The following is an 18,801-nucleotide window of genomic DNA, read 5'->3' as shown; positions in this document are numbered from 1 at the left end:
CCGCCCTCACGCGGGTGCGCGCGTGCCGGTGCGGGCGTGGTCCTCGACGACGGCCGCGAGGCGTCTGAGCATGTTGCGGTGGCGCAGCTGGATCAGCGCGTCCACCGCCGCGTTGTGCAGGACGCCGCCCATTCCCCGCAGCGGGTGCTCGTCCACGATGACCAGGGACTCCTCGCCCCAGGGGCGGACCTCGATCGCCACCCGGGCGGTCCCGACGGGGCCGCTGTCGACTTCCAGTTCGAGTTCCCGGGGGGCCTCCACCCGCCGGACGACCGTCGTGCCGGACACGGTCCACGGGCCGAGGGCGACGGTGTACTCCAGGGCCGAGTCGAGTGCGGGCCACTGCCCGCGGGCGGGGCGCGACTCGCTCGTGCCGACCACCCAGTCGGCGTAGCGCCTGGCGTCGGCGAGGACGTCCCACACCTGGTGCGGGGTCGCGTGGACGAGTCGGTGTCGTACGGCCATGGTCACTCCCTGGGGCGGAGCTGAGGATGAGGGTCGGGGCCCCCGGTGGGCGCGGGGCGCGCGGCGGCTCCGCCGGGCCCGAGGAGGCCGGTGGGCGGCAGGGGCGCCTCGCCCCGGGCCGCGAGGACCCGCCGGGAGCGGCGGGCGACGACGAGCGGCAGGAGGGACCGTGCCGCTTGGGTGCCGCGCAGCCACGGCGGGTCGTAGATGTGCGCGGAGCGGTGCTCGATGCCGCGGAGCATGCTGCGGACGTAGTGGTCGGGGTCGTGGACGACGGAGGTCGGCCAGGGCAGGTGCGACCGGAGCTCGCGGAAGACGGCCGTCTCGTCGGCCGCCCGGATCATGGCGGTGTCGGCCCAGTTGAGGTAGGCGACGCCGACATCGACGCCACGGTGCGCCACCTCGGCGCGCAGGGCGTGCGCGAACGCCTCCGCGCCGGCTTTCGAGGCGCAGTACGCCGTGAGGAGGGGCGCCGGCGCGAGGGCGGCCATGGAGGCGACCTGGAGGAAGTAGCCGCGAGTGCGCAGCAGGTCCGGCAGGAAGCAGCGGGCCGTGAGGGCGCTCCCGACGACGTTGACGTCGATGACGCGGCGCCAGGCGTCGGTCTCGCAGTCCAGCAGGGGGCCGCCGAGGGCCACGCCCGCGTTGGCCACCACCACGGAGGGGCTGCCGAGGGTCCGGCGGACGGCCTGGGCGGCGACGGCGAGCCCGTCGGCGTCGGTCACGTCGACGGCCCACCACCGGGCCTCGCCGGGCAGGTCCGCGGCGAGGCGGGCGAGCCGCTCGGCTCCCAGGCCCACCAGCGCCACCCGGGCGCCCCGCTGTGCCAGGGCGTACGCGAGCCCCCGGCCCAGTCCCCGGGCCGCGCCGGTGACGACGGCGACGCGCCCCGCCAGGGGGCCCGGGTCGTCCGCGTGGTCACGCCGGCCGCGACTCGTCATGGCGGGCGTGTGCCCGTCCGGCCGCCTTCTAATCGGCCGAGGAGCTCCGGCCCGGCCGGGAGGCCGTGGGCACCGGCCCTCCCACCGGGCTGCGGTGCGCCGGCCCCGGCCGAGGGGGGCCAGGCAGGCCCGGGGGCGTCGGCCTCCGGCGGGGCGGGAGGGCGTGCGGGTCATGTCGGGGGCAGCGGCGTGAGCAGGGCGCTCTCCCCCGCCGCCCACGCCGCGCGGATGTGGTCGGCCAGCCGGTCCTCCAGGAACACCGTGGCCGCGCATCCGAAGGCGATGTCCTCCTCCAGGGCGGGCTCGTCCGCCAGGAGGCCGCCGACGACCTCGCGGCGCACGAGCTGCTCGTGGACGGCGTCGGCCTCCACGTGCTCGGCGTAGAAGTGCTCCGCCGCCGCGCCGGCCCCGCAGCGGCGCATCGCCTCGGCGAGTCGGCGGGAACCGGGTGAGGAGGTGACCTCGACGCAGGCGAAGTGGCCGACGAGCGCCCCGCGCAGCGCGCGGTGGAGACCGAAGAGCGACATGACGTTGACGGTGGCGAGCGCCGCGGCGGGGGCCGCTTCGAGGTAGCGGCCGTAGGCGGGGTCGAGGCCGAGGTCGACCATGAGGTCCGCGAACAGCCGGGCATGCATGCGATCGGCTCGGCCCGCGCCGAACTCGTCGTACTCGATGGCGACCATCGCGGCCTTGGCCCGGCCGGTGAGGCGCGGGATGACCCAGGCGTGCGGGTCGGCCTCCTTGAGGTGGTACAGGGACCGCAGGGCGGCGTACTCCCGCAGATGCCAGAGTTCGCCCTCCTTCTCCAGGTGACGGCTGAGGCTGCCGGAGAGGTCCACCGGTTCGACGAGAAGCGGCGCGAAGGCGTCTTCGACGGTGCGGGGGGCGTCGGGCAGGGCGGCGCGCAGGGCGTCCAGGAAACGTGCTTCCAGGTCCTTCCGGAGGCGCAGCAGGGACGGATCCCATTCCCGGTCGTCGGGCACGCCGTCGAAGCCCCGGTAGTGCAATTCGTAGAGCAGGTAGAGCGCGAGGTGCAGGTCCTCGCCGAACGGGTCCGCCCGCAGGACCGCCGCGGTCGAGGTGTCGGGCGCGTCTCCGGACCGGAGGGCCCGGACGACGGTCGTGGACAGCTCGCCGCGTCCCTCCACCAGGCGGGGCCCGGTGGCGGCCGTCGGCGCGCTCGTGGTGAGGGTGGTCATGACGAGTTCCTGTCTCCGGGCCCCGTGTCGGCCCTTTGGCGGCGGCGATGGCTGGTGTCGCACCAGGGGTACGTGCGGCTGCGGCGACACGTGCAGAGGGCGACCATGAACCGGTCGGAGCGGGCGAGGGAGCCGTCGGCCAGCTCGACCTCGACGGGGCCCTCCACGAGGACGGGCCCCGCCGTGTCCAGGGACACCCTGCGGCAGGCCGGCGTGTCGGGCCCCGGCCGCTCGGGGCGGTCAGAGGCGCTGGGCACGGACGACCACCAGTTCCTCCCACTGCTCGGCTTCCGCGGCCAGGCCCTGCTTCTCCAGCCAGGCCCGTCGGGAGCGCAGCACCGGCCCCCACGGCACGGTGGACCTGGCCACGACCGAGGCCGTCATCCCGGCCCGGTTCAGCCGGTCGACGGTCTCCTGGGCGCCGCACATGCCGGAGTGCACCATGAGCAGCACCCCGCCGGGGCGCAGCAGGGCCGGGGCGCGGTCGCAGATCCGGTCGATCACCGCCCGGCCGTCGGGACCGGCGTCCCAGGCGCGCCGCGGCCCGCGCGAGGGGAGGGCGCCCGGGGCCGGGACGTAGGGCGGATTGGAGAGGACCAGGTCGAAGCTGCTGCCCGCGGTGCGTGCGGCGAAGTCGCCGTGGAGGACGCGCAGGGGCAGTCTGCGGCCCGCGGCGTTGAGGCGGGCGGTGAGGACGGCCCGCCAGGAGACGTCGACCGCCGTGACCCTGGCCCCCCGGCGGGCGGCGTGCAGGGCCAGGGCGCCCGTGCCCGTACCGATCTCCAGCACGTCCGTCCCGGGCGGTACGTCCTCCTGGTCGAGGGCGCGCGCGAGGAGGCAGGTGTCCCCCTGCGGTTGGTACACGCCCGGGAGGGCGACGAGACCCGAGGGCAGGGTGCCCTCGGTAAGGGCCGTACTGGCCACGGCATACCTCCGTGATAGGTGAGACCCGCGACGCGGGCGACCGCTCCACGCGGGTACCCGCCGCGCCCCGGATCATCCGCGGTCGGGACGATCAGGGGGATGCGGCCTCGGAACCCGTTGTCGCGCGGGTCCCGCCGGTGAGGTCCGCGGGTAGGGGGCGGGGCCGGTTCCTCCTTCGCCCGACCATTCTCGGGTGCCCGCCCCGGTCACGCGCGCCGGTGGACCGGGGCGGACTCCTGGCACGGTGCCCGTTCCAGGCGGGAGGGCCCGCCCCGTGGTATACGCGGGGACCGCGGTCATACCGTCTGCCTCACGACCCCACGGTCTCGCCGTCGGCACGTCGTGGGGCGCGGGCGTCGGAGTCCCCGGAACGCCGACCGCGCGATCCGCGCGGTCAGGCCGACGGCGGCCTTCTCCGAGGCGCGTGTCGGCGGCTGTCGGACGGACCGTGAACGCGCAAGCGCGGCAGCCCTGTCCGCGACCGCGTCCGAGCAGCTCCTTGCGCCTCCGTGCCGGATCCGCGCGCCCGGGCCCTGCCCAACAACCTTGCCAGGAACGAATGTTCGGATCGATTCGCGGCTTTCGCGCATACAACTCGGGGCGCCGGGCACGCGGTCAGCAGCCACGGACCGCGGCCGGGGGCCATACCCGGCCGGACAACTTCCCTGTGTGACGGACGGGACTATGAGTACGACCGACGGAGAACAGGACGACAAGACTCGAAGGATCGACCTGGCGACGGCCATGCACCGCGCCTCCACCCAGTTGGCGGAGCTGCTGCGGTGCGACCCGGGATCCGTGTCGTCCGTGCGGGCGACCGAGGACGGCTGGGCGGCGGACGTGGAGGTCGTCGAGCTGGCGAAAATCCCGGACACGATGAGCGTGATGGCTTCGTACCACGTCGCTCTCGACCCCGAGGGCCGGCTGGTCGCGTACGAGCGCACCCGGCGCTACGCACGCGGCCAGATCGACCGCCGTTGACGACGGCGGAGAAGGCCCTCCCCTGGCAGGTCCGTTGCCCTGGCGGCAACGGGCGCCGAAACGGAAGGAGTTCAGCGTGACACTCGTCCAACAGAGCAGTACGACGAGCGGCGGCAGCGGCTCGGGAAACCTCTACGACGTCCTGGAGCTCATCCTCGACCGCGGGCTCGTGATCGACGCGTTCGTGCGCGTCTCCCTCGTGGGCATCGAGATCCTCAAGATCGACGTGCGGGTGGTCGTCGCGAGCGTGGACACCTACCTCCGCTTCGCGGAGGCGTGCAACCGGCTCGACCTGGAGTCCGGGCGCAAGGCCCCGACCCAGCTCACGGACATCGTCGGCGAGGTGACGGAGAGCGGCGCGAAGGGCAAGTCGAAGGGTGCTCTGACCGGCGCCGTCGAGGCGTTCACGGATTCCCTCCAGAGCAAGCGGGAGGAATCCGAGGAGGAACCGAGGAAGCGGCCGGCGCGCAAGTCCGCCTCCGGCCGGACGTCTGCCAGCCGGCGGGAGGAGTAGAAGTGCCGACCTATGTCTACGCGATCGTCGCGGCCGATCACCCGGCGCGCCTGGAAGGCCTCCAGGGAGTCGGCTCACCGCCGGCCGCGCTGCGCACGGTCTCCGCCGGGGACCTCACCGCGGTCGTGAGCGACGCCGAGGAAGGGCTGCGGGCCAAGCGGCGGGACGTACTGGCCCACGAGGCGGTCGTCGAGTCCCTCATGGCGGACGGGGCGACGCTGCCCATGCGCTTCGGGCTCCTCGGCCCGGACGACGGCAAGGTGGCCGAGGTGCTGGAGCACGACGGCGACGCCTACCGGACGCGCCTCACCGAGCTCGACGGCCACCTGGAGTTCCACCTCAAGGCGGCCAGGGACGAACAGGACCTGTTGCGCGAGATCGTCGCGGACTCGGAGGAGGTCCGGCAGCTCAACGAGCGGACCCGGTCCGGCGACGCCGCACAGGAGGACCGCGTCGCCCTGGGCGAGCTCGTGGCCCGCGAGATCGCCGGACGCAACGCGGAGCAGGCCGAGGACACCCTGCGGCGCCTTGAACCCGTCGCCGCCCGGGTCTCGCGGTCCGAGCCCGGGTCCGGCGACTTCCTCAACGTCTCCTTCCTCGTGCCCACCGGGGCCTCGAAGGAGTTCGTGCACGCGGTGCAGGAGGAAGCCGACCGCAGGGGCGACGCGTGCACCTTCACGCTGACCGGCCCCCTCCCGCCGTACAGCTTCGTATGAACCGGCGCGGGACACCCGGACGCGACGGCGGGGCGGAGGAGGCGAACGGATGGGCCTGCTCGGCGACATCCTGACGCTCCCCCTCGCCCCGCTGCGCGGCACGGCATGGGTGGTCGACCAGGTGCTGCAGGCCGCTGAACGGGAGTACTACGACCCGGCACCCGTCAGGGCGCGGCTCGCGGCGCTGGTGAGCGACCTGGAAAGCGGCCGGTTGGACGCCGAGGAGTTCGACCGGCTGGAGGACGAACTCCTCGACCGGCTCGACGAGATCGAGGCGTACCGAGGGAGGACGGAGAACAACTGATGTCGACACGCGAGGAACGGACACGGCGGGCGGAGGCGGACCGGTGAACCCGAAGAACACCTCGGTGGCCGCCGCACTGGTCGGCGGCTACCTGTTGGGAAGGACCCGGAAGGCCCGGCTGGCCATGGGCGTGGGGCTGTTCCTCGCCGGCCGCAAGCTGGACCTCGACCCCCGGCGGATCGGCCGGCTGATCGCGGCGTCCCCGGTGGCGAGCGAGTTGGGCGAGCAGTTCCGCCGGGACGTGGTCGAGGCCACCAAGACCGCGGCGGTCGATGCCCTCGGCAAGCGGACCGCGCACCTGGCGGACTCGCTGCAGAAGCGCACCAAGGCGCTCCGGGGCGGGGACACCCAGCCGGAGGCGGATTCGGACGCCGGAAAGACCACGAGCCGCCCCTCGACCCGCGGCCGGTCCTCGGCCACCGGCGGCGCCCGGTCCTCGCAGGGTTCCCGCAAGCGGACCGGCACGCCCCGGAAGTCCACCGGCTCCCGCACGCGCAAGGGCGGGGGCGAGGACGATGGGTGACCCGGCCCCGGCGAGGCTCAAGAGCGACGTGCTGGAGAGCCCGGCGGTCGACCGGCTCAAGGAAGAGCTCCTGCTGTACGCGACGGCACGCTTCGAGGCCGCCGCGGCCCGGCTCGGAGCCCGGCTGGGCGAGACCCTCGCGGGGCTCGCCCAGCCGGGCTCCGGCCGTGGCACCCTCGTCAAGGGCCTGGAGCGAGGAAGGCAGGCGCTCGACCGGGGGAGGACGCCGCTGCGGGCCGCCCTGACCGTCGGAGCGCACGCCGTCAAGGACTCCGTCAAGGAGTCGGTGAAGGAGTCGGTCAAGAAGAAGGCGTTCAAGGCCGTCGGCGGAGGGCGCCGACGGGACGGCGGCGGCACCGCGAAGCCGGTGCTGGTCACCGAGGACGTCGACGTGGGCGTTCCGGTGGGCGAGGCGTACGACGAGTGGACGCGGTTCCTGGAGTTCAGCGGCTTCGCCCGGGACCTCGTCGACACCGATCGGGTTCCGGACAGGCGCATCGCCTGGACCACGGAAGGCGCGAAGGGCACCGTCCACGGAGCCGTCACCTTCCACCCGCTCGCCGACGACCTCACCCGGGTCCTCCTCGTCCTGGAGTACGTCCCCCAGGGGCTGCTGGAGAGGCTGGGGAACGTCTGGCGCGCCCCGGACAGGCGAGCCCGCCTGGATCTGGAGCGCTACCGCACGCACCTCATGCTCCGGGGCGAGGACGGGGACTTCGAGGACGTCGAGGACGAGATCGGCCCGGAGGAGGACGAGGACGCCGGGCGCGAGGACGTGCCGGACGGGGACGTCGCGGACGAAGTCGACGCGGACGAAGTCGAGGCGCGGGAGGACACCGATGAGGACGACCTCTACGAGGAAGAACCGGACGAGGACGAGGAGGAGTTCCTCGACGAGGAGGAGTTCCTCCACGAGGAGCCCGAAGACGACGACCGCTGAACGCTGACCGCAGCAGACGCATCACCCCAGGACAGGAGCACACCGTGTCCGAGACCTTCGCGGGCCGCTTGCCGGCCTCACCCCATACCGGACCGCCGGGCGGCCCCCAGGGCTCGTCCGCGAACCTCGCGGACATCTTGGAGCGCGTCCTCGACAAGGGCATCGTGATCGCCGGCGACATCCAGATCAACCTGCTCGACATCGAGTTGCTGACCATCAAGCTCCGCCTGCTCGTCGCCTCCGTCGACAAGGCGAAGGAGATGGGGATCGACTGGTGGGAGCACGACCCGTCGCTCTCGTCCCGGGCGCGGGCGCCCGCCCCCGTCGACGGCGGGACGCACCGGGAGCGCCAACTGGCGGACGAGAACGAGCTGTTGCGTGCGGAGCTCGCCCGCCTGCGGGACGGCGAGCGGAAGGCCGTCACGGATGAAGGGACGGAGGGAACAGGATGAGCACGACCGGGCCCCACGGCGCCCTGATCGACGGCCGGACCGGCACCCGTACCGGATCCGACACCGGCACCGGCACCGGCACCGGCGGCCGTACCGCCGCGCCTGCCGACGGCCGTACCGCCCCGCGCTCCGGCACTCGTACCGACGGCCTCACCGCCCCGCGGCAGCGCGCGTCCGACGAAACCGCCTCCGCTCCCCTCCCGCACCCGGAGGAAACCACCCGCGCGTACGTCTACGGCATCGGCCGGGACGACGGCAGGCTCGCCTCCCTCGTGGGGGCCGGTGGCGGGGTGGACGGCCATGGCGTGCGGCTCGTGCCGGGGGGCGGCCTCGTGGCCCTGGTGTCGGCCGTTCCGGCCGCCGCCTTCGACGAGGAGCCCTTGCGCCGCCGGCTGGAGCACCTCCCCGGCCTCGAAGAGCTCGCCCGCGCCCACCACGCCGTCGTCGACGCCGCCTTCGCGCGGTCACCGGTCCTCCCCCTCCGCCTGGCCACGGTGTACACCGACGCGGAACGGGTGAGCGGGATGCTCCTCGCGCACCGGGACGCCTTCATCGAGATGCTGACGTGGCTGGACGGCCACGTCGAACTGGGGGTGAAGGTCTTCGTGGACCCCGCCGCCGCGTCCTCCGCCGCGCACCCCTCCCCCGCGCCCGAGCCGGAGCCGGCGAGCCCCGGCAGGGCGTACCTCCAGCGGCGCAGACGGCAGCGGCGCGGCACCGAGGACCTCTACCGGGCCGCCGAGTCGGTCACGGGGCAGGTGACGCGGGCGGGCCGGGAGACCGCGCGGGCCGTGCTCGCGCACCGAACGCAGCAGGGCGAGCTGTCCGCCGGGAGCGGTGTGAACGTCGCCAACCACGCCTATCTGGTGCCCGCGCACGCCGAGGCGCGGTTCCGGGCGGACGTGGAGGCGGCGGGGAGCGGGGTGGCGGGCGTCCGGGTGGAGATCACCGGGCCGTGGGCACCGTACTCCTTCGCCTCGCCCGTCACCGAGGCGGGCGAGGAAAGCGAGGGGGGTGCGCCGCCCCGATGAACCCCCCCTCCGTGGCCGACGGGCGGCACGCGCCGGGCGAGCGGCTCACCGAGCCGTCGGTCGGGCCGCCGGTGGCCCTGATCGACCTGCTGGACCGCCTGTTGACCGGCGGCGCGGTCCTGACCGGCGACCTCGTCCTGTCCATCGCCGACGTGGACCTCGTCCACATCAACCTGCGGGCGGTCATCCGGTCGATCACCGCCGAGGACCCGGCGCCCTGGGCGTACGCGCACGAACCCGAGCGGCCGGAGGAGGAGCCCGTATGAGCCCGGACCAGGTGAGCGACCTCGTGGGACGCGTGGAGCAAGCGGACGGCGACGCCGTGGGCCGAGCCCTGACGCAGCGGCTCTCCACGGATCCCGACACGGTGGAGCGGGACCTGATCAAACTCGTCCTGACCATCGTGGAGTTGCTGCGCCAGCTGATGGAGCGCACCGCCGTCCACCGGGTCGAGCAGGGCGACCTCGGTGAGGAGCAGGAGGAACGCGTCGGCATGACCCTGATGATCCTGGAGGAACGCATGGAAGAACTGTGCGCGCGCTACGGGCTGACCATGGACGACCTGAACCTGGACCTCGGCCCCCTCGGCTCGCTGCTGCCCCGTGATCCCCGGTGACTCCCGGGATCCGGCCGGGCCGGTGAGCGGTCCGCCGCACCGCGGACGCACGACCCGGCGACCGCTGTTTCATCTTCTCGACACAGGCAAGGAGGAATGCCATGACCACATCGAACGGTAGTTCCGACAGTTCCCAGAACACCGACGCCGCTCCGTCGGCGAAGCGGACCTCGTCGCGCGGCAAGACCACCGCGCGGGCCTCCAAGCGGGCCGCTTCGACGGCGGAGCGCACCCGCTCCAAGGCCTCCGAGGCGACGAGCGGGGCGAAGTCCGCCGCCGGGGAGGCGGCGGAGACCGCGACGGGAGGCGTGGTGGCGAACGGGCTGCAGACGGGCCGGGAGGTCGTCACGGCGAAGGCGGCGCAGGCCGCGTCCGCCGCCACCACGGCCTGGACCGTCGTCAAGAACCGCAAGGCCGTCGCGGCGGGAGCGGCGGCCGGGCTCGCCGGCGTCGCGGGCGTCGCCTTCGCGGCCGGCCGGGCGACCGCCAGGCCGGCCCTCGGTCCGCTCACCCGGCTCGTCGGGGGCCGGATCTGACCGCCTCCCCCGTGGGGGCCCTCGCCCGCACGACAACCCCTTCCGGTCCGCTCCGCACCCGTCGGAGCGGACCGGCGGCATGAGAGGCCCCGCCCGGGGCGCCCGCCCTGATCCACCGGCCACGAGGCCGTCGGGAGCTACCGCCGGCTGAGACCGCCCGGGCTCCCCCGCCCCGGCGCCGCCCGGATCTACCGCCCCGGCGCCCGCCCACATCCACCGCCCGCGGAGACCGCCCGGGCCACCGGCCACGGCGCCGCCCGTCCGGATCCACCGGTCCCCGGCGCCCGCCCACTTCCACCACCCACAGAGGCCGCCCGGCTCCCCCGCCCGGGCGGCCTCCGGCCGTCTGCCTCCGGCGCCCCCGCGGAGCGCGAGAGGGCCGCGTCACCTGCTCCGGGCGGCCTCGACGAAGTACGCGGCCACGTCCTCCCGGTACTGGCCGTCGGCGCGGTCCCGCTCGGAGAGGTGCTGCGGGGCGTCCTCGACCTGCGCCCGGCTGAGGGCCAGCCGGATGGTCCTCTCCTCCGGTTCGCAGCGGAGGACCGCGCTCGCCGGGATCAGCAGCTTTCCGAAGATCCACGCTCCCGTGTCCAGGACCAGCCAGGCGTCGCCCGCCTCCTCGGACTGTTCGTCCACGCGTCCCACGAACCCGTCGGTGGCCCGCACGCTCCAGCCGGCCAGGTCCATGCCGGTCCGGTGCCCACAGGTCGGGCTGTACTCCCACAGGTTGTCCGCCACAACGGTGCTCCTTCGGTGTCGTGCCCGGTACGGACGCGATGCGTTCCGCCCGGCCGGTCGACTGTCCGCGTGCCCGCCGCTCCGGCACCGACACTCCCGAGGCCGCACGCACACACGCGCTGGGAACGCCGAAGGCCCGGGCCGGCATCCGGCGGGCGGGCGCCCCTCGCGCGGGCTCAGGCCGCCGCGGGGGCGAAGCGGTGGAGTTCGTCGGTGCCCGGCTGCACGACGCCGTAGCTGTTCTCCGGCACCTCGTTCCAGGCGCCCGGCAGGTCGCCGAGGGGTTCGGAGACGATGAGCCGGGTCTCCCCCGAGACGCCCCGCAGGAACTCCACGTCCGGGTGGAGGCGGCGCAGGGCCTCCACCCGGCTGCTGTAGAAGAGCGACCGGGACGCCTGGGCGCTGGAGTAGCGGAACGCCCAGACGCGCTCGCCGTCGGTGAGGGCGAGCGTCATCTGGAGGGGGTTCTCCACCCCGTGTTCACGGCCGACGCGCTCCACGACGCCGGCCATGGTGGCGACGGCGGCGGGCGGGTCCTGGTCGAGGCCGTAGGTGAGGGCCAGGTAGAACATGACCTCGGAGTCGGTCGTGCCCTCGATGTGCGCGTAGAGCGCCGGGTCGACGAGCAGGGTCAGGTCCCGGCGCAGCCGCGAGAACTCGGCGATGGCGCCGTTGTGCATGAACATCCAGCGGCCGTGCCGGAAGGGGTGGCAGTTCGACTGCTGCACGGCCGTTCCGGTCGACGCCCTGATGTGCGCGAAGAAGAGCGGGGACTGCACGTGGTCCGACAGCTCGCGCAGGTTCCGGTTGTTCCAGGCGGGGCCGACCTCCCGGAGCAGCGCCGGGGTGTCGTTGTGCCGGGAGTACCAGCCGACGCCGAAGCCGTCGCCGTTGGTCGTCTCCACGCCCATCTTGGCGTGGAGGCTCTGGTCGATCAGGGAGTGGGCGGGCCGGTAGAGGATCGTTTCGAGCAGCACCGGCGTGCCCCAGTAGGCGAGCCATCGACACATACACGATCACCTGGGTCCCTGGGCGGGCACGCTCCGCCGCACCGTCGACTGCTCCCATTCTCGGCACCGGCGCTCCGGGTCGCCACATCGGCGGCGGCTCCGGGTCCGGTCGGTCGTGGTCATCCGTCGTGGTGGTGGGGCTTCTCCGGCAGGCCCGCCTCGCGCCGCTCCTCGTCGCTCCACGCCCGCGTGTCGCGGGGCTGGACGTAGGGTTCCCGGTCCGGCGGCATGCCACCGGCCACCGCGCGGCGGCGCAGCAGCTCGGCGTCGACCTCCAGGCCCAGGAGCACGGCCAGGTTGCTGATCCACAGCCACACCAGGAAGACGATGACGCCGGCCATGGTGCCGTAGACGCGGTTGTAGGAGGAGAAGTGGGAGACGTACACCGCGAAGCCCGCGGAGGCCGCCATCCAGATCAGCAGGGCGAGCACGCTGCCGGGGGTGATCCAGCGCCATCCGCGGCCCTCGGCGTTGGGGCTCGCCCAGTACAGCAGGGCGATCATCACCACGGCGAGCAGGAGGAGGGCGGGCCATTTGGCCACCGACCAGACCGTCAGCGCGGTGTCGCCGACGCCCAGCGCGTCGCCGGCCCGGCGGGCCACGTCGCCGCTGAGCACGAGCAGCAGGGCGCCCGCGGCGGCCATCAGCATGAGCGCCGCGGTCATGCCGATCCGGATCGGCAGCAGTTTCCACACGGGGCGGCCCTCGGGGACGTCGTGGACGCGGTTGGCGGCGCGCATGAAGGCTCCGACGTAGCCTGACGAGGACCAGAGCGCCACGAGGAGTCCGACCACGGCCATGACGGTGCCGGTGCCGGTGTTGCCGCTGAGGGCCGCCAGCGCCTGTTCGAGGACGTCGCGGGCGGGCCCCGGCGCCAGCTCCCGCAGGCTGTCCATCACCCGGTCGGTGGTCCGCTGCCCGCTGATCCCGAGCAGCGAGACCAGGGCCAGCAGGCCGGGGAAGAGCGACAGGACGCCGTAGTAGGTGAGCGCTGCCGCCCGGTCCGTGAGCTCGTCGTCCGTGAACTCGCGCACCGCCCCCTTCAGGACCGCGAGCCAGGTTCCCTTGGGGAGGTCGGAGGGCGAGTCGGGGGCGCGTTCCTCGACGCCGGGGCCCGGTCCCGGGTCGTCGGTGTCGGAAGGTTCGGGGGACGGGGTCCGGGTCCCCGGGGCCCGTCGTTCGGGGAAGTTCCGTTCGGCCATGCTCCGGCGGTTACCCTTCCCGGCCGGTCCTACGCCGACGGCCGCGCTCCCGGATCCTCCGCCGGGGTGCGGGCCGGACGTCGGCGGTGCCACCAGCGGGGGCGGGTGCGGGGGTGCACGGCCCGGCCGAGGCGCCGGCCGACGAGCGCGTAGCCCAGCAGCGCTCCCGTCGTGTTGAGGAGGACGTCGTCGATGTCGAAGGCGCGGCCCGTGACGAGCGCGCCCTGCACCAGCTCGACGAGCAGCATGGTGGCCGCGGTGAGGAGCGCGACGCGGACGAAGCCGCGGGCCCGGCGGGACAGGAGCGGCAGCAGGATGCCGAAGGGGACGCCGAGGAGGATGTTGCCGCCGAGCTGCTTGACGGTGTCCACGAAGGCGGGCCGGCCGAGGTACGCCTCGATCGAGCGTCCGGGCTTGAGGTTGTCATGGGTGAGGGACACGGAGGCCGGCGAGGCCTCCAGCGTCAGCCGGGCCAGGACGACGGCGAACGCGACCATGCCCGCGAAGGCCGTGAGGGCGACCAGCGCCCGTACGAACCGGCCCGGGCCGCGGCGGACCGGGGCTTCGGCCGGGGGCGGTGCGGGGTCGGGTTCCTTCCGCCGCCGGCTTCCGCCGGGCGGCGCCGTCCCGTCCGCGCCCGCCGGGTCCGTCAGGTCGCCCCCGTTCTCCCGGACGGGCGCGACGCCTCGTCCCTTCGACGCTCTCCGACCGAACATGAGCCGTCTCCTCCCCTGGCCGTCCTCGTGCGAACGGAGCCCGGGTACCCCGGGCAGGAGGCCGCATGCGTCGCGCCCGGCCGGGGACGCCCGCCCCTGCGCCCCATCCGCCCCAGAGATCCCAACAGGGCGCGTTCACATGGGAGTTGGGTGTGCGAGGGGCCAACTCGGGCATCCGGCCCCCATGGGAGAAGAGACCGAGAACCGACCCGCGCCGGCCCCTCGTCCGCGGAAGCGCCGCGGAGGGAGGTGGCGGCTCGCCGCCGTCGTCCTGTTCGCGCTCGCCGTCGCCCTCATGCTGATCGGCCAGGTGCTCCGCGTCCCCGGCCTGGACGTCCTGGGGACGGACGTGAAGGACCGCTCGGGCCCCGCCGTCCTGAAGTCCGTCCAGGACCTGAGCCGGTACGAGGGGGCGGCCGGGACCTATCAGGTGGTCGTCGACCTGGAGCACGACGCGCGGTTCCTGCCGGACGCGATCCGCGGCACCCGCACCCTGTACGTCGCGAGCGGCGGCGTCACCGCCTACGTCGAGTTCGGCGGCCTCGGGGACGACGCCGTGAGCGTCGACGCCGACCGGACCGAGGCCACCCTCCGGCTGCCGCACGCCCGGCTGGGCGCTCCGGCGCTCGATCCGGAGCGGTCGTACGCCGTGTCGAAGCAGCGCGGTCTGCTGGACCGGATCGGCGACCTCTTCTCGGACAACCCCGCGAGCGAGCAGGCGGTCCACGTCCTCGCCGCCCAGCGCATCGGGGAGGCGGCCCGGGCGTCCGACCTGACGTCCCGGGCGGAGCGGAACACCGCCGCGATGCTGCGGGAGCTGCTGCGGGGCCTGGGCTTCGAGCGGGTCACCGTGTCCTTCGGCTGAGCGCGGGCGGCGGGAGCGGCGTACCGGGGACGGCGGACGTGCCGGACGGCGGCGGCCCGCCGTCCCGGCTGCGCCGTCCGGGGGATGTGTCGGCCGACACGCCGTGTCCGCCCGCCGACGGGGCAAGGGGGCTCTATGAGCACTCATGACGACGTCCGGGACGGCGACGGCCCCGGCGCCCCGGACGCGATCACGGTCGAGGCCCTCGGTTCGCTGTCCAAGGCCCTGGAGACCGCCGAGCGCGCCCGGGGCCATCTGTACGGCTTCCACCAGCTGACCGGCACCGCGGACTTCGAGCTCGACCGGGCGGTGCGGCTCCTGCGGGAGGCGGGGCACCACACCTGGGCGGACCGGGTGGAGAGCGAGATCCTGGGGCGGAACGTCATCCCGGGCCACTGGACGTATCAGATCGTCGAGGCCTACAACGAGACGTACTACGAGCCCTTCCGGGAGGTGGAGCGCGCCGCCGTCTCCGCTCTGGCCGGCGGCCGCGAGCACCGTTTCGAGGCCCGGCTCCAGCGGGAGCGCCGCACTCCCGGGCACCCCGACCACACCCCGTCCGAAGGAGCCGACGCATGAGCGACGCCGACGACACCACCGACGGCCCCGGCGACGACCGCGCCGACGACCTGCTGGCCGGGCTGAGCGTGGACACCAGCCAGCCGGAGCAGCCCGTCCTCCTCGACGCGCAGGGCGGTCCCATCCGGACCTGGCGCGAGAACTACCCCTACGACCGGAAGGTCGGCCGCCGGGAGTACGAGCGGACCAAGCGCGTCCTGCAGATCGAGCTGCTGAAGCTGCAGCGGTGGGTCAAGGAGACGGGGGCCCGGCTGGTGGTGATCTGCGAGGGGCGGGACGCCGCGGGCAAGGGCGGCACGATCCAGCGCTTCACGGAGCGGCTGAACCCCCGTGGGGCGCGGATCGTCGCGCTGGACAAGCCGACCGAGCGGGAGGCGGGGCAGTGGTACTTCCAGCGGTACGTCCCGCATCTGCCGGCGCGCGGCGAGATCGTGTTCTTCGACCGCTCGTGGCACAACCGCGCGGGGGTCGAGAAGGTGATGGGCTTCTGCACGGAGGAGGAGCACGCGCTCTTCCTCCGGCAGTGCCCGGCCTTCGAGTCGATGCTGGTCGAGGACGGCATCATCCTGGTCAAGTTCTGGTTCTCGGTCTCCCGGGCGGAGCAGCGCACCCGGTTCGCGATCCGGCAGGTGGACCCGGTCCGCCAGTGGAAGCTGTCGCCGACGGACCTGGCCTCGCTCGACCTGTGGGACGCGTACACCGCGGCGAAGATCGAGATGTTCCGGGCGACCGACACCGCCGACGCGCCGTGGACGGTGGTCAAGAGCAACGACAAGCGCCGGGCGCGGCTGGAGGCGATGCGCTATCTGCTGTGGCGGATCGACTACGCCAGCAAGGGCGCCGAGGCCGTGGGCCGGCCCGACCCCCTGATCGTGGGCGCCGCCGACACCCTCCTGGAGCCCGGCGAGGAACCGTCGGCGCTCTCCCCCACGCCGCTGGCCGGCCCTCCGGTGGGCCGGGGCCACCACCCGCCCGCATGAGAACGGCTCCAGGGTTGCCGCACCGGAAGCGTGTCCGGTGCGGCAACCCTGGAGCCGTGCGGGCGGTGCGGATCAGCTGGTGCCGAGCAGGCCCTCGCGGAGGCGCTTGACCGTGCGCGCGAGCAGCCGCGAGACGTGCATCTGCGAGCAGCCCAGCTCCTCGCCGATCTGGGCCTGGGTCAGTTCCTCGACGAACCGCAGGTGGATGATCCGGCGGTCGCGCTCGTCGAGCTCGGCGATGAGCGGGGCGAGCGAGTGGAAGTCCTCCACCAGCGCCATGGCGGGGTCCTCGCTGCCGATGAAGTCGGCCAGCGAGGCGTCGCCGTCCTCGTCCTCGCCGCTGAGGGCGGCGTCCAGCGAGGAGGAGTTGTAGCCGTTGGAGGCCAGCCGGGCCTCGGTGACCTCCGCCTCGGTGAGGCTCATCAGCTCGGCGAGCTCCTTGACCGTGGGCATCCGGCCGAGGCGGGTGCTGAGCTCCTCGGTGGCCTTGGCGAGCTCCACCCGCGCCTCCTGGAGCCGGCGGGGCACGTGCACCGCCCAGGAGGTGTCCCGGAAGAACCGCTTGATCTCGCCGACGATGTAGGGGACGGCGAAGGTGGTGAACTCGACCTCGCGCGACAGCTCGAACCGGTCGATCGCCTTGATCAGGCCGATCATGCCGACCTGGACGATGTCCTCCATCTCGTCGGCGCGGTGGCGGAACCGGCCGGCGGCGTAGCGGACCAGGCTCATGTTCATCTCGATGAGGGTGTTGCGCGCGTACTGGTACTCGTGCGTCCCCTCCTCCAGCGTGGCGAGCTCCTGGAAGAACACCTTCGACAGGGTCCTCGCGTCCTTGGGCGCGACCGCCGACGTGTCCGGGATCCGAGGCAGCGCCCCTGTCGTGGACTCGACTCCCGTGGTCGACATCGTGGTGATCGTCACACCATTCCCCTTTCACGTGTACTTCTCATCGGGATGCATGGCCCTGAGGCTTCCCGCTTACCCCGCCTCCTCACATCCACACCCCTCGATTTCTGACGAGTTTTCGGGCGGTTCCCTTTGCCCGATGGAGGGGCAGACGGAACCCCGGACGCATCGCCGGAAGGAGAGTCATGACACGGGATCCCTCGATGAGGGCCGTCGGCTGGGCGCGGTCGCTGCCCATGGGCAGCAGCGTCAAGACGGCCCGGGACTGGACGCGGGAGCACTTGGAGGCGCTCGGCTGGGACCGTACCGCACCCGGAGCGGCGGACGCGGTCGTGCTGGCGGTCTCCGAACTCGTCACCAACGCCCATGTGCACGCCCACAGCGACGCGCAGCTGATCCTCACGTGGGACGAGGAGTGCCTGCACGTCACGGTGCACGACGCGTCGCCGCTGGTGCCCGAGCAGCGCAGCCCGGACGAGGGCGCGCTGGGCGGGCGCGGGCTGATCCTCGTCGACGCGCTCGCCGATGACGTGCGGACCCGCCCCTGTCCCCGGGGCAAGGACGTGACGGCCTGCTTCCGCCCGGACGCCCCCGAACGCCCCGAGTGAGGGGCGTGGGGGCGGGGGTCCGGCGCGGGCGGGCGGCGACGCCGTACGGCGTTCCGGCGGGGCGCGCGTCAGCGCCTGAGGGACGCGAGCAGCGGCCCCCAGTCGATGTGACGGTCCTCGGTGCCCTGCGGCACCAGGACGAAGGTGTCGCGCACGAAGCGGCAGAGCTCCTCCCGCTCGCACCGCACGACGGCGCGCTGTCCCGTCGGTCCGAGCCGCAGGAGGAGTCCGCCGTCGGGGTCGGGACGGAGCACGATCTCGCCGTCGCCGGTGGGTCCCAGTGCGCCGGCGAGGATCATCTCGCGGTCGAAGCGCCACACCACCGCTTCCTCGCCGAGCAGGTGGAAGGCGATGCTCAGGGCGTGGGGGTCGCGGGAGTCGTAGGCGACGGTGGTCTCGATCCGGATCGGCGCGTCCGGGGTGAGCAGGTCCATGGCGAGGGACCGGGTGAGGACGCGGGGTGCGGGGAGCGGCGCTGCGGGGTGCTGGGGCATGGGGACCTCCGGCTGGGGGCGGGCGGCGGGCGGGTGCGGTTTCCGCTTGACCCGTCCCGTCCCCGTTACACCTCGTGCCCCCGTGGCGGATGTGCCGATGGTGTCAGGATGTCGTGAAGGTCGTGAAGGTCGCCCGGGGCCGTCAGGACCCGGCCTGATCAGGGCCCTCCGTGGCGGTCCCCCGGGGCCCGCCACCCGGCCAGGGGGGCGCGGGCCGACCGGTCAGGTACTCGTACGTACCGGTGAGGACCAGGAGCCGGTCGAGGAAGGGCGGTCTGCGGTCGAGGTGCAGGGGGACGCCGGCGGCCCCGGCGAGCCGGTGGAGGGCCAGCAGGGCGGAGAGGCCCGTCGAGTCGCACAGGGTGAGTGCGGCGCAGTCGACGCGGAGGCCCGCGGGGGCGGTCGCCGGGCCGACGTGGGCCCGGGCCGTGTCCAGGAGCTCGTCGGCGCTGTCCCAGGTGAGGTCGCCGGCGAGCGTCATGTGCAGCACCCCGTCGGGTGCGGCGACGGCCTCGGCTGCGAAGGGGTGTCCTGGAGTGTTCACGCGTGGGGTCCGGG

27 protein-coding genes are annotated in these 18,801 nt (G+C 73.9%); 15 read left to right on the top strand and 12 right to left on the bottom strand.

Annotated elements, in window-relative coordinates; translation table 11 throughout:
- Positions 1 to 6: 6 nt before the first annotated feature.
- The 5 genes from ACFZCF_RS26010 to ACFZCF_RS25990 all read right to left on the bottom strand — a co-directional run bounded on the left by ACFZCF_RS26010 (position 7) and on the right by ACFZCF_RS25990 (position 3,529).
- On the bottom strand, positions 7 to 465 hold the full coding sequence (locus ACFZCF_RS26010) for an SRPBCC family protein (protein ID WP_388448346.1): 459 nt from the start codon (positions 463 to 465) through the stop codon (positions 7 to 9).
- Between the two features lie 2 nt (positions 466 to 467).
- Positions 468 to 1,406 carry a short-chain dehydrogenase/reductase gene (locus tag ACFZCF_RS26005; RefSeq protein ID WP_391289122.1) on the bottom strand — a complete coding sequence of 313 codons (939 nt, stop codon included), beginning with the start codon at positions 1,404 to 1,406 and terminating at the stop codon, positions 468 to 470.
- Between the two features lie 170 nt (positions 1,407 to 1,576).
- A complete protein-coding gene (locus ACFZCF_RS26000; RefSeq protein WP_391289120.1) occupies positions 1,577 to 2,605 on the bottom strand; it encodes an iron-containing redox enzyme family protein in 1,029 nt (342 codons plus the stop codon).
- Positions 2,602 to 2,802, bottom strand: a complete 201-nt coding sequence (locus ACFZCF_RS25995) for a CDGSH iron-sulfur domain-containing protein (protein ID WP_388448692.1) — start codon at positions 2,800 to 2,802, stop codon at positions 2,602 to 2,604. Before ACFZCF_RS25995 ends, ACFZCF_RS26000 begins: the two co-directional genes overlap by 4 nt.
- A 43-nt stretch (positions 2,803 to 2,845) precedes the next feature.
- On the bottom strand, positions 2,846 to 3,529 hold the full coding sequence (locus ACFZCF_RS25990) for a HemK2/MTQ2 family protein methyltransferase (protein ID WP_391289118.1): 684 nt from the start codon (positions 3,527 to 3,529) through the stop codon (positions 2,846 to 2,848).
- Between the two features lie 684 nt (positions 3,530 to 4,213).
- On the opposite strand from ACFZCF_RS25990, the gene ACFZCF_RS25985 reads away from it, so the two are divergent.
- From ACFZCF_RS25985 to ACFZCF_RS25935, 11 genes are all read left to right on the top strand, one after another.
- Positions 4,214 to 4,510 (top strand): gas vesicle protein, encoded by a 297-nt coding sequence (locus ACFZCF_RS25985; RefSeq protein WP_388448339.1) that lies wholly within the window; start codon positions 4,214 to 4,216, stop codon positions 4,508 to 4,510.
- Between the two features lie 76 nt (positions 4,511 to 4,586).
- A complete protein-coding gene (locus ACFZCF_RS25980; protein ID WP_388448337.1) occupies positions 4,587 to 5,024 on the top strand; it encodes a gas vesicle structural protein GvpA in 438 nt (145 codons plus the stop codon).
- Positions 5,025 to 5,026: 2 nt separating this feature from the next.
- The gene (locus tag ACFZCF_RS25975; protein ID WP_388448335.1) at positions 5,027 to 5,740 is read left to right on the top strand and encodes a GvpL/GvpF family gas vesicle protein; all 714 of its coding nucleotides are present in this window, start codon (positions 5,027 to 5,029) and stop codon (positions 5,738 to 5,740) included.
- A 49-nt stretch (positions 5,741 to 5,789) separates the two neighbouring features.
- A complete protein-coding gene (locus ACFZCF_RS25970) occupies positions 5,790 to 6,044 on the top strand; it encodes a gas vesicle protein GvpG (protein WP_388448333.1) in 255 nt (84 codons plus the stop codon).
- A 43-nt stretch (positions 6,045 to 6,087) separates the two neighbouring features.
- Positions 6,088 to 6,567, top strand: a complete 480-nt coding sequence (locus ACFZCF_RS25965) for a hypothetical protein (protein ID WP_391289114.1) — start codon at positions 6,088 to 6,090, stop codon at positions 6,565 to 6,567.
- Positions 6,560 to 7,507, top strand: a complete 948-nt coding sequence (locus ACFZCF_RS25960; RefSeq protein ID WP_391289112.1) for a cyclase — start codon at positions 6,560 to 6,562, stop codon at positions 7,505 to 7,507. Before ACFZCF_RS25965 ends, ACFZCF_RS25960 begins: the two co-directional genes overlap by 8 nt.
- Before the next feature lie 44 nt (positions 7,508 to 7,551).
- Positions 7,552 to 7,959 (top strand): gas vesicle protein, encoded by a 408-nt coding sequence (locus ACFZCF_RS25955; RefSeq protein WP_388448327.1) that lies wholly within the window; start codon positions 7,552 to 7,554, stop codon positions 7,957 to 7,959.
- Positions 7,956 to 8,990, top strand: coding sequence for a GvpL/GvpF family gas vesicle protein (locus ACFZCF_RS25950; protein ID WP_391289110.1), 1,035 nt, complete (start codon positions 7,956 to 7,958; stop codon positions 8,988 to 8,990). Before ACFZCF_RS25955 ends, ACFZCF_RS25950 begins: the two co-directional genes overlap by 4 nt.
- Entirely contained in the window at positions 8,987 to 9,256 is a 270-nt protein-coding gene (locus ACFZCF_RS25945) for a gas vesicle protein GvpJ (protein ID WP_391289108.1), read from the top strand. The genes ACFZCF_RS25950 and ACFZCF_RS25945 overlap by 4 nt, the downstream gene beginning before the upstream one ends.
- The gene (locus tag ACFZCF_RS25940) at positions 9,253 to 9,606 is read left to right on the top strand and encodes a gas vesicle protein K (RefSeq protein ID WP_388448322.1); all 354 of its coding nucleotides are present in this window, start codon (positions 9,253 to 9,255) and stop codon (positions 9,604 to 9,606) included. The genes ACFZCF_RS25945 and ACFZCF_RS25940 overlap by 4 nt, the downstream gene beginning before the upstream one ends.
- Positions 9,607 to 9,707: 101 nt before the next feature.
- On the top strand, positions 9,708 to 10,142 hold the full coding sequence (locus ACFZCF_RS25935; RefSeq protein ID WP_388448320.1) for a hypothetical protein: 435 nt from the start codon (positions 9,708 to 9,710) through the stop codon (positions 10,140 to 10,142).
- Between the two features lie 384 nt (positions 10,143 to 10,526).
- On the opposite strand, the gene ACFZCF_RS25930 is transcribed toward ACFZCF_RS25935, so the two are convergent.
- The 4 genes from ACFZCF_RS25930 to ACFZCF_RS25915 all read right to left on the bottom strand — a co-directional run bounded on the left by ACFZCF_RS25930 (position 10,527) and on the right by ACFZCF_RS25915 (position 13,808).
- Positions 10,527 to 10,880: a PRC-barrel domain containing protein gene (locus ACFZCF_RS25930; protein ID WP_388448318.1), complete on the bottom strand. Its 354-nt coding sequence runs from the start codon at positions 10,878 to 10,880 to the stop codon at positions 10,527 to 10,529.
- A gap of 176 nt (positions 10,881 to 11,056) precedes the next feature.
- Entirely contained in the window at positions 11,057 to 11,890 is an 834-nt protein-coding gene (locus ACFZCF_RS25925) for a class II glutamine amidotransferase (protein ID WP_391289105.1), read from the bottom strand.
- 119 nt (positions 11,891 to 12,009) lie between these two features.
- Positions 12,010 to 13,092 (bottom strand): YhjD/YihY/BrkB family envelope integrity protein, encoded by a 1,083-nt coding sequence (locus tag ACFZCF_RS25920; protein ID WP_391289103.1) that lies wholly within the window; start codon positions 13,090 to 13,092, stop codon positions 12,010 to 12,012.
- A 29-nt stretch (positions 13,093 to 13,121) separates the two neighbouring features.
- Positions 13,122 to 13,808, bottom strand: coding sequence for a VanZ family protein (locus tag ACFZCF_RS25915; protein ID WP_391289102.1), 687 nt, complete (start codon positions 13,806 to 13,808; stop codon positions 13,122 to 13,124).
- A 184-nt stretch (positions 13,809 to 13,992) separates the two neighbouring features.
- Between ACFZCF_RS25915 and ACFZCF_RS25910 the strand changes: the two genes are divergently transcribed.
- From ACFZCF_RS25910 to ppk2, 3 genes are all read left to right on the top strand, one after another.
- Positions 13,993 to 14,673 carry a DUF4230 domain-containing protein gene (locus tag ACFZCF_RS25910; protein WP_391289100.1) on the top strand — a complete coding sequence of 227 codons (681 nt, stop codon included), beginning with the start codon at positions 13,993 to 13,995 and terminating at the stop codon, positions 14,671 to 14,673.
- A gap of 135 nt (positions 14,674 to 14,808) precedes the next feature.
- Positions 14,809 to 15,252 (top strand): hypothetical protein, encoded by a 444-nt coding sequence (locus tag ACFZCF_RS25905; RefSeq protein WP_388448309.1) that lies wholly within the window; start codon positions 14,809 to 14,811, stop codon positions 15,250 to 15,252.
- A complete protein-coding gene (ppk2, locus tag ACFZCF_RS25900) occupies positions 15,249 to 16,232 on the top strand; it encodes a polyphosphate kinase 2 (RefSeq protein ID WP_388448307.1) in 984 nt (327 codons plus the stop codon). The genes ACFZCF_RS25905 and ppk2 overlap by 4 nt, the downstream gene beginning before the upstream one ends.
- A 72-nt stretch (positions 16,233 to 16,304) precedes the next feature.
- On the opposite strand, the gene ACFZCF_RS25895 is transcribed toward ppk2, so the two are convergent.
- The gene (locus tag ACFZCF_RS25895) at positions 16,305 to 17,156 is read right to left on the bottom strand and encodes an RNA polymerase sigma factor SigF (protein WP_388448305.1); all 852 of its coding nucleotides are present in this window, start codon (positions 17,154 to 17,156) and stop codon (positions 16,305 to 16,307) included.
- 170 nt (positions 17,157 to 17,326) lie between these two features.
- Here ACFZCF_RS25895 and ACFZCF_RS25890 point away from each other — a divergent pair, with 170 nt between their 5' ends.
- Positions 17,327 to 17,749: an ATP-binding protein gene (locus tag ACFZCF_RS25890; protein WP_388448303.1), complete on the top strand. Its 423-nt coding sequence runs from the start codon at positions 17,327 to 17,329 to the stop codon at positions 17,747 to 17,749.
- 68 nt (positions 17,750 to 17,817) lie between these two features.
- Here the strand turns inward: ACFZCF_RS25890 and ACFZCF_RS25885 are convergent, their stop codons facing one another.
- Positions 17,818 to 18,243, bottom strand: coding sequence for an SsgA family sporulation/cell division regulator (locus ACFZCF_RS25885; RefSeq protein WP_388448301.1), 426 nt, complete (start codon positions 18,241 to 18,243; stop codon positions 17,818 to 17,820).
- A gap of 142 nt (positions 18,244 to 18,385) precedes the next feature.
- Entirely contained in the window at positions 18,386 to 18,787 is a 402-nt protein-coding gene (locus tag ACFZCF_RS25880) for an STAS domain-containing protein (RefSeq protein ID WP_388448299.1), read from the bottom strand.
- Between the last annotated feature and the right edge of the window lie 14 nt (positions 18,788 to 18,801).

The organism is Streptomyces sp. NPDC007945, from assembly GCF_042958885.1.
Classification (GTDB): domain Bacteria; phylum Actinomycetota; class Actinomycetes; order Streptomycetales; family Streptomycetaceae; genus Streptomyces.
This window is presented reverse-complemented; position numbering and strand designations above follow the sequence as displayed.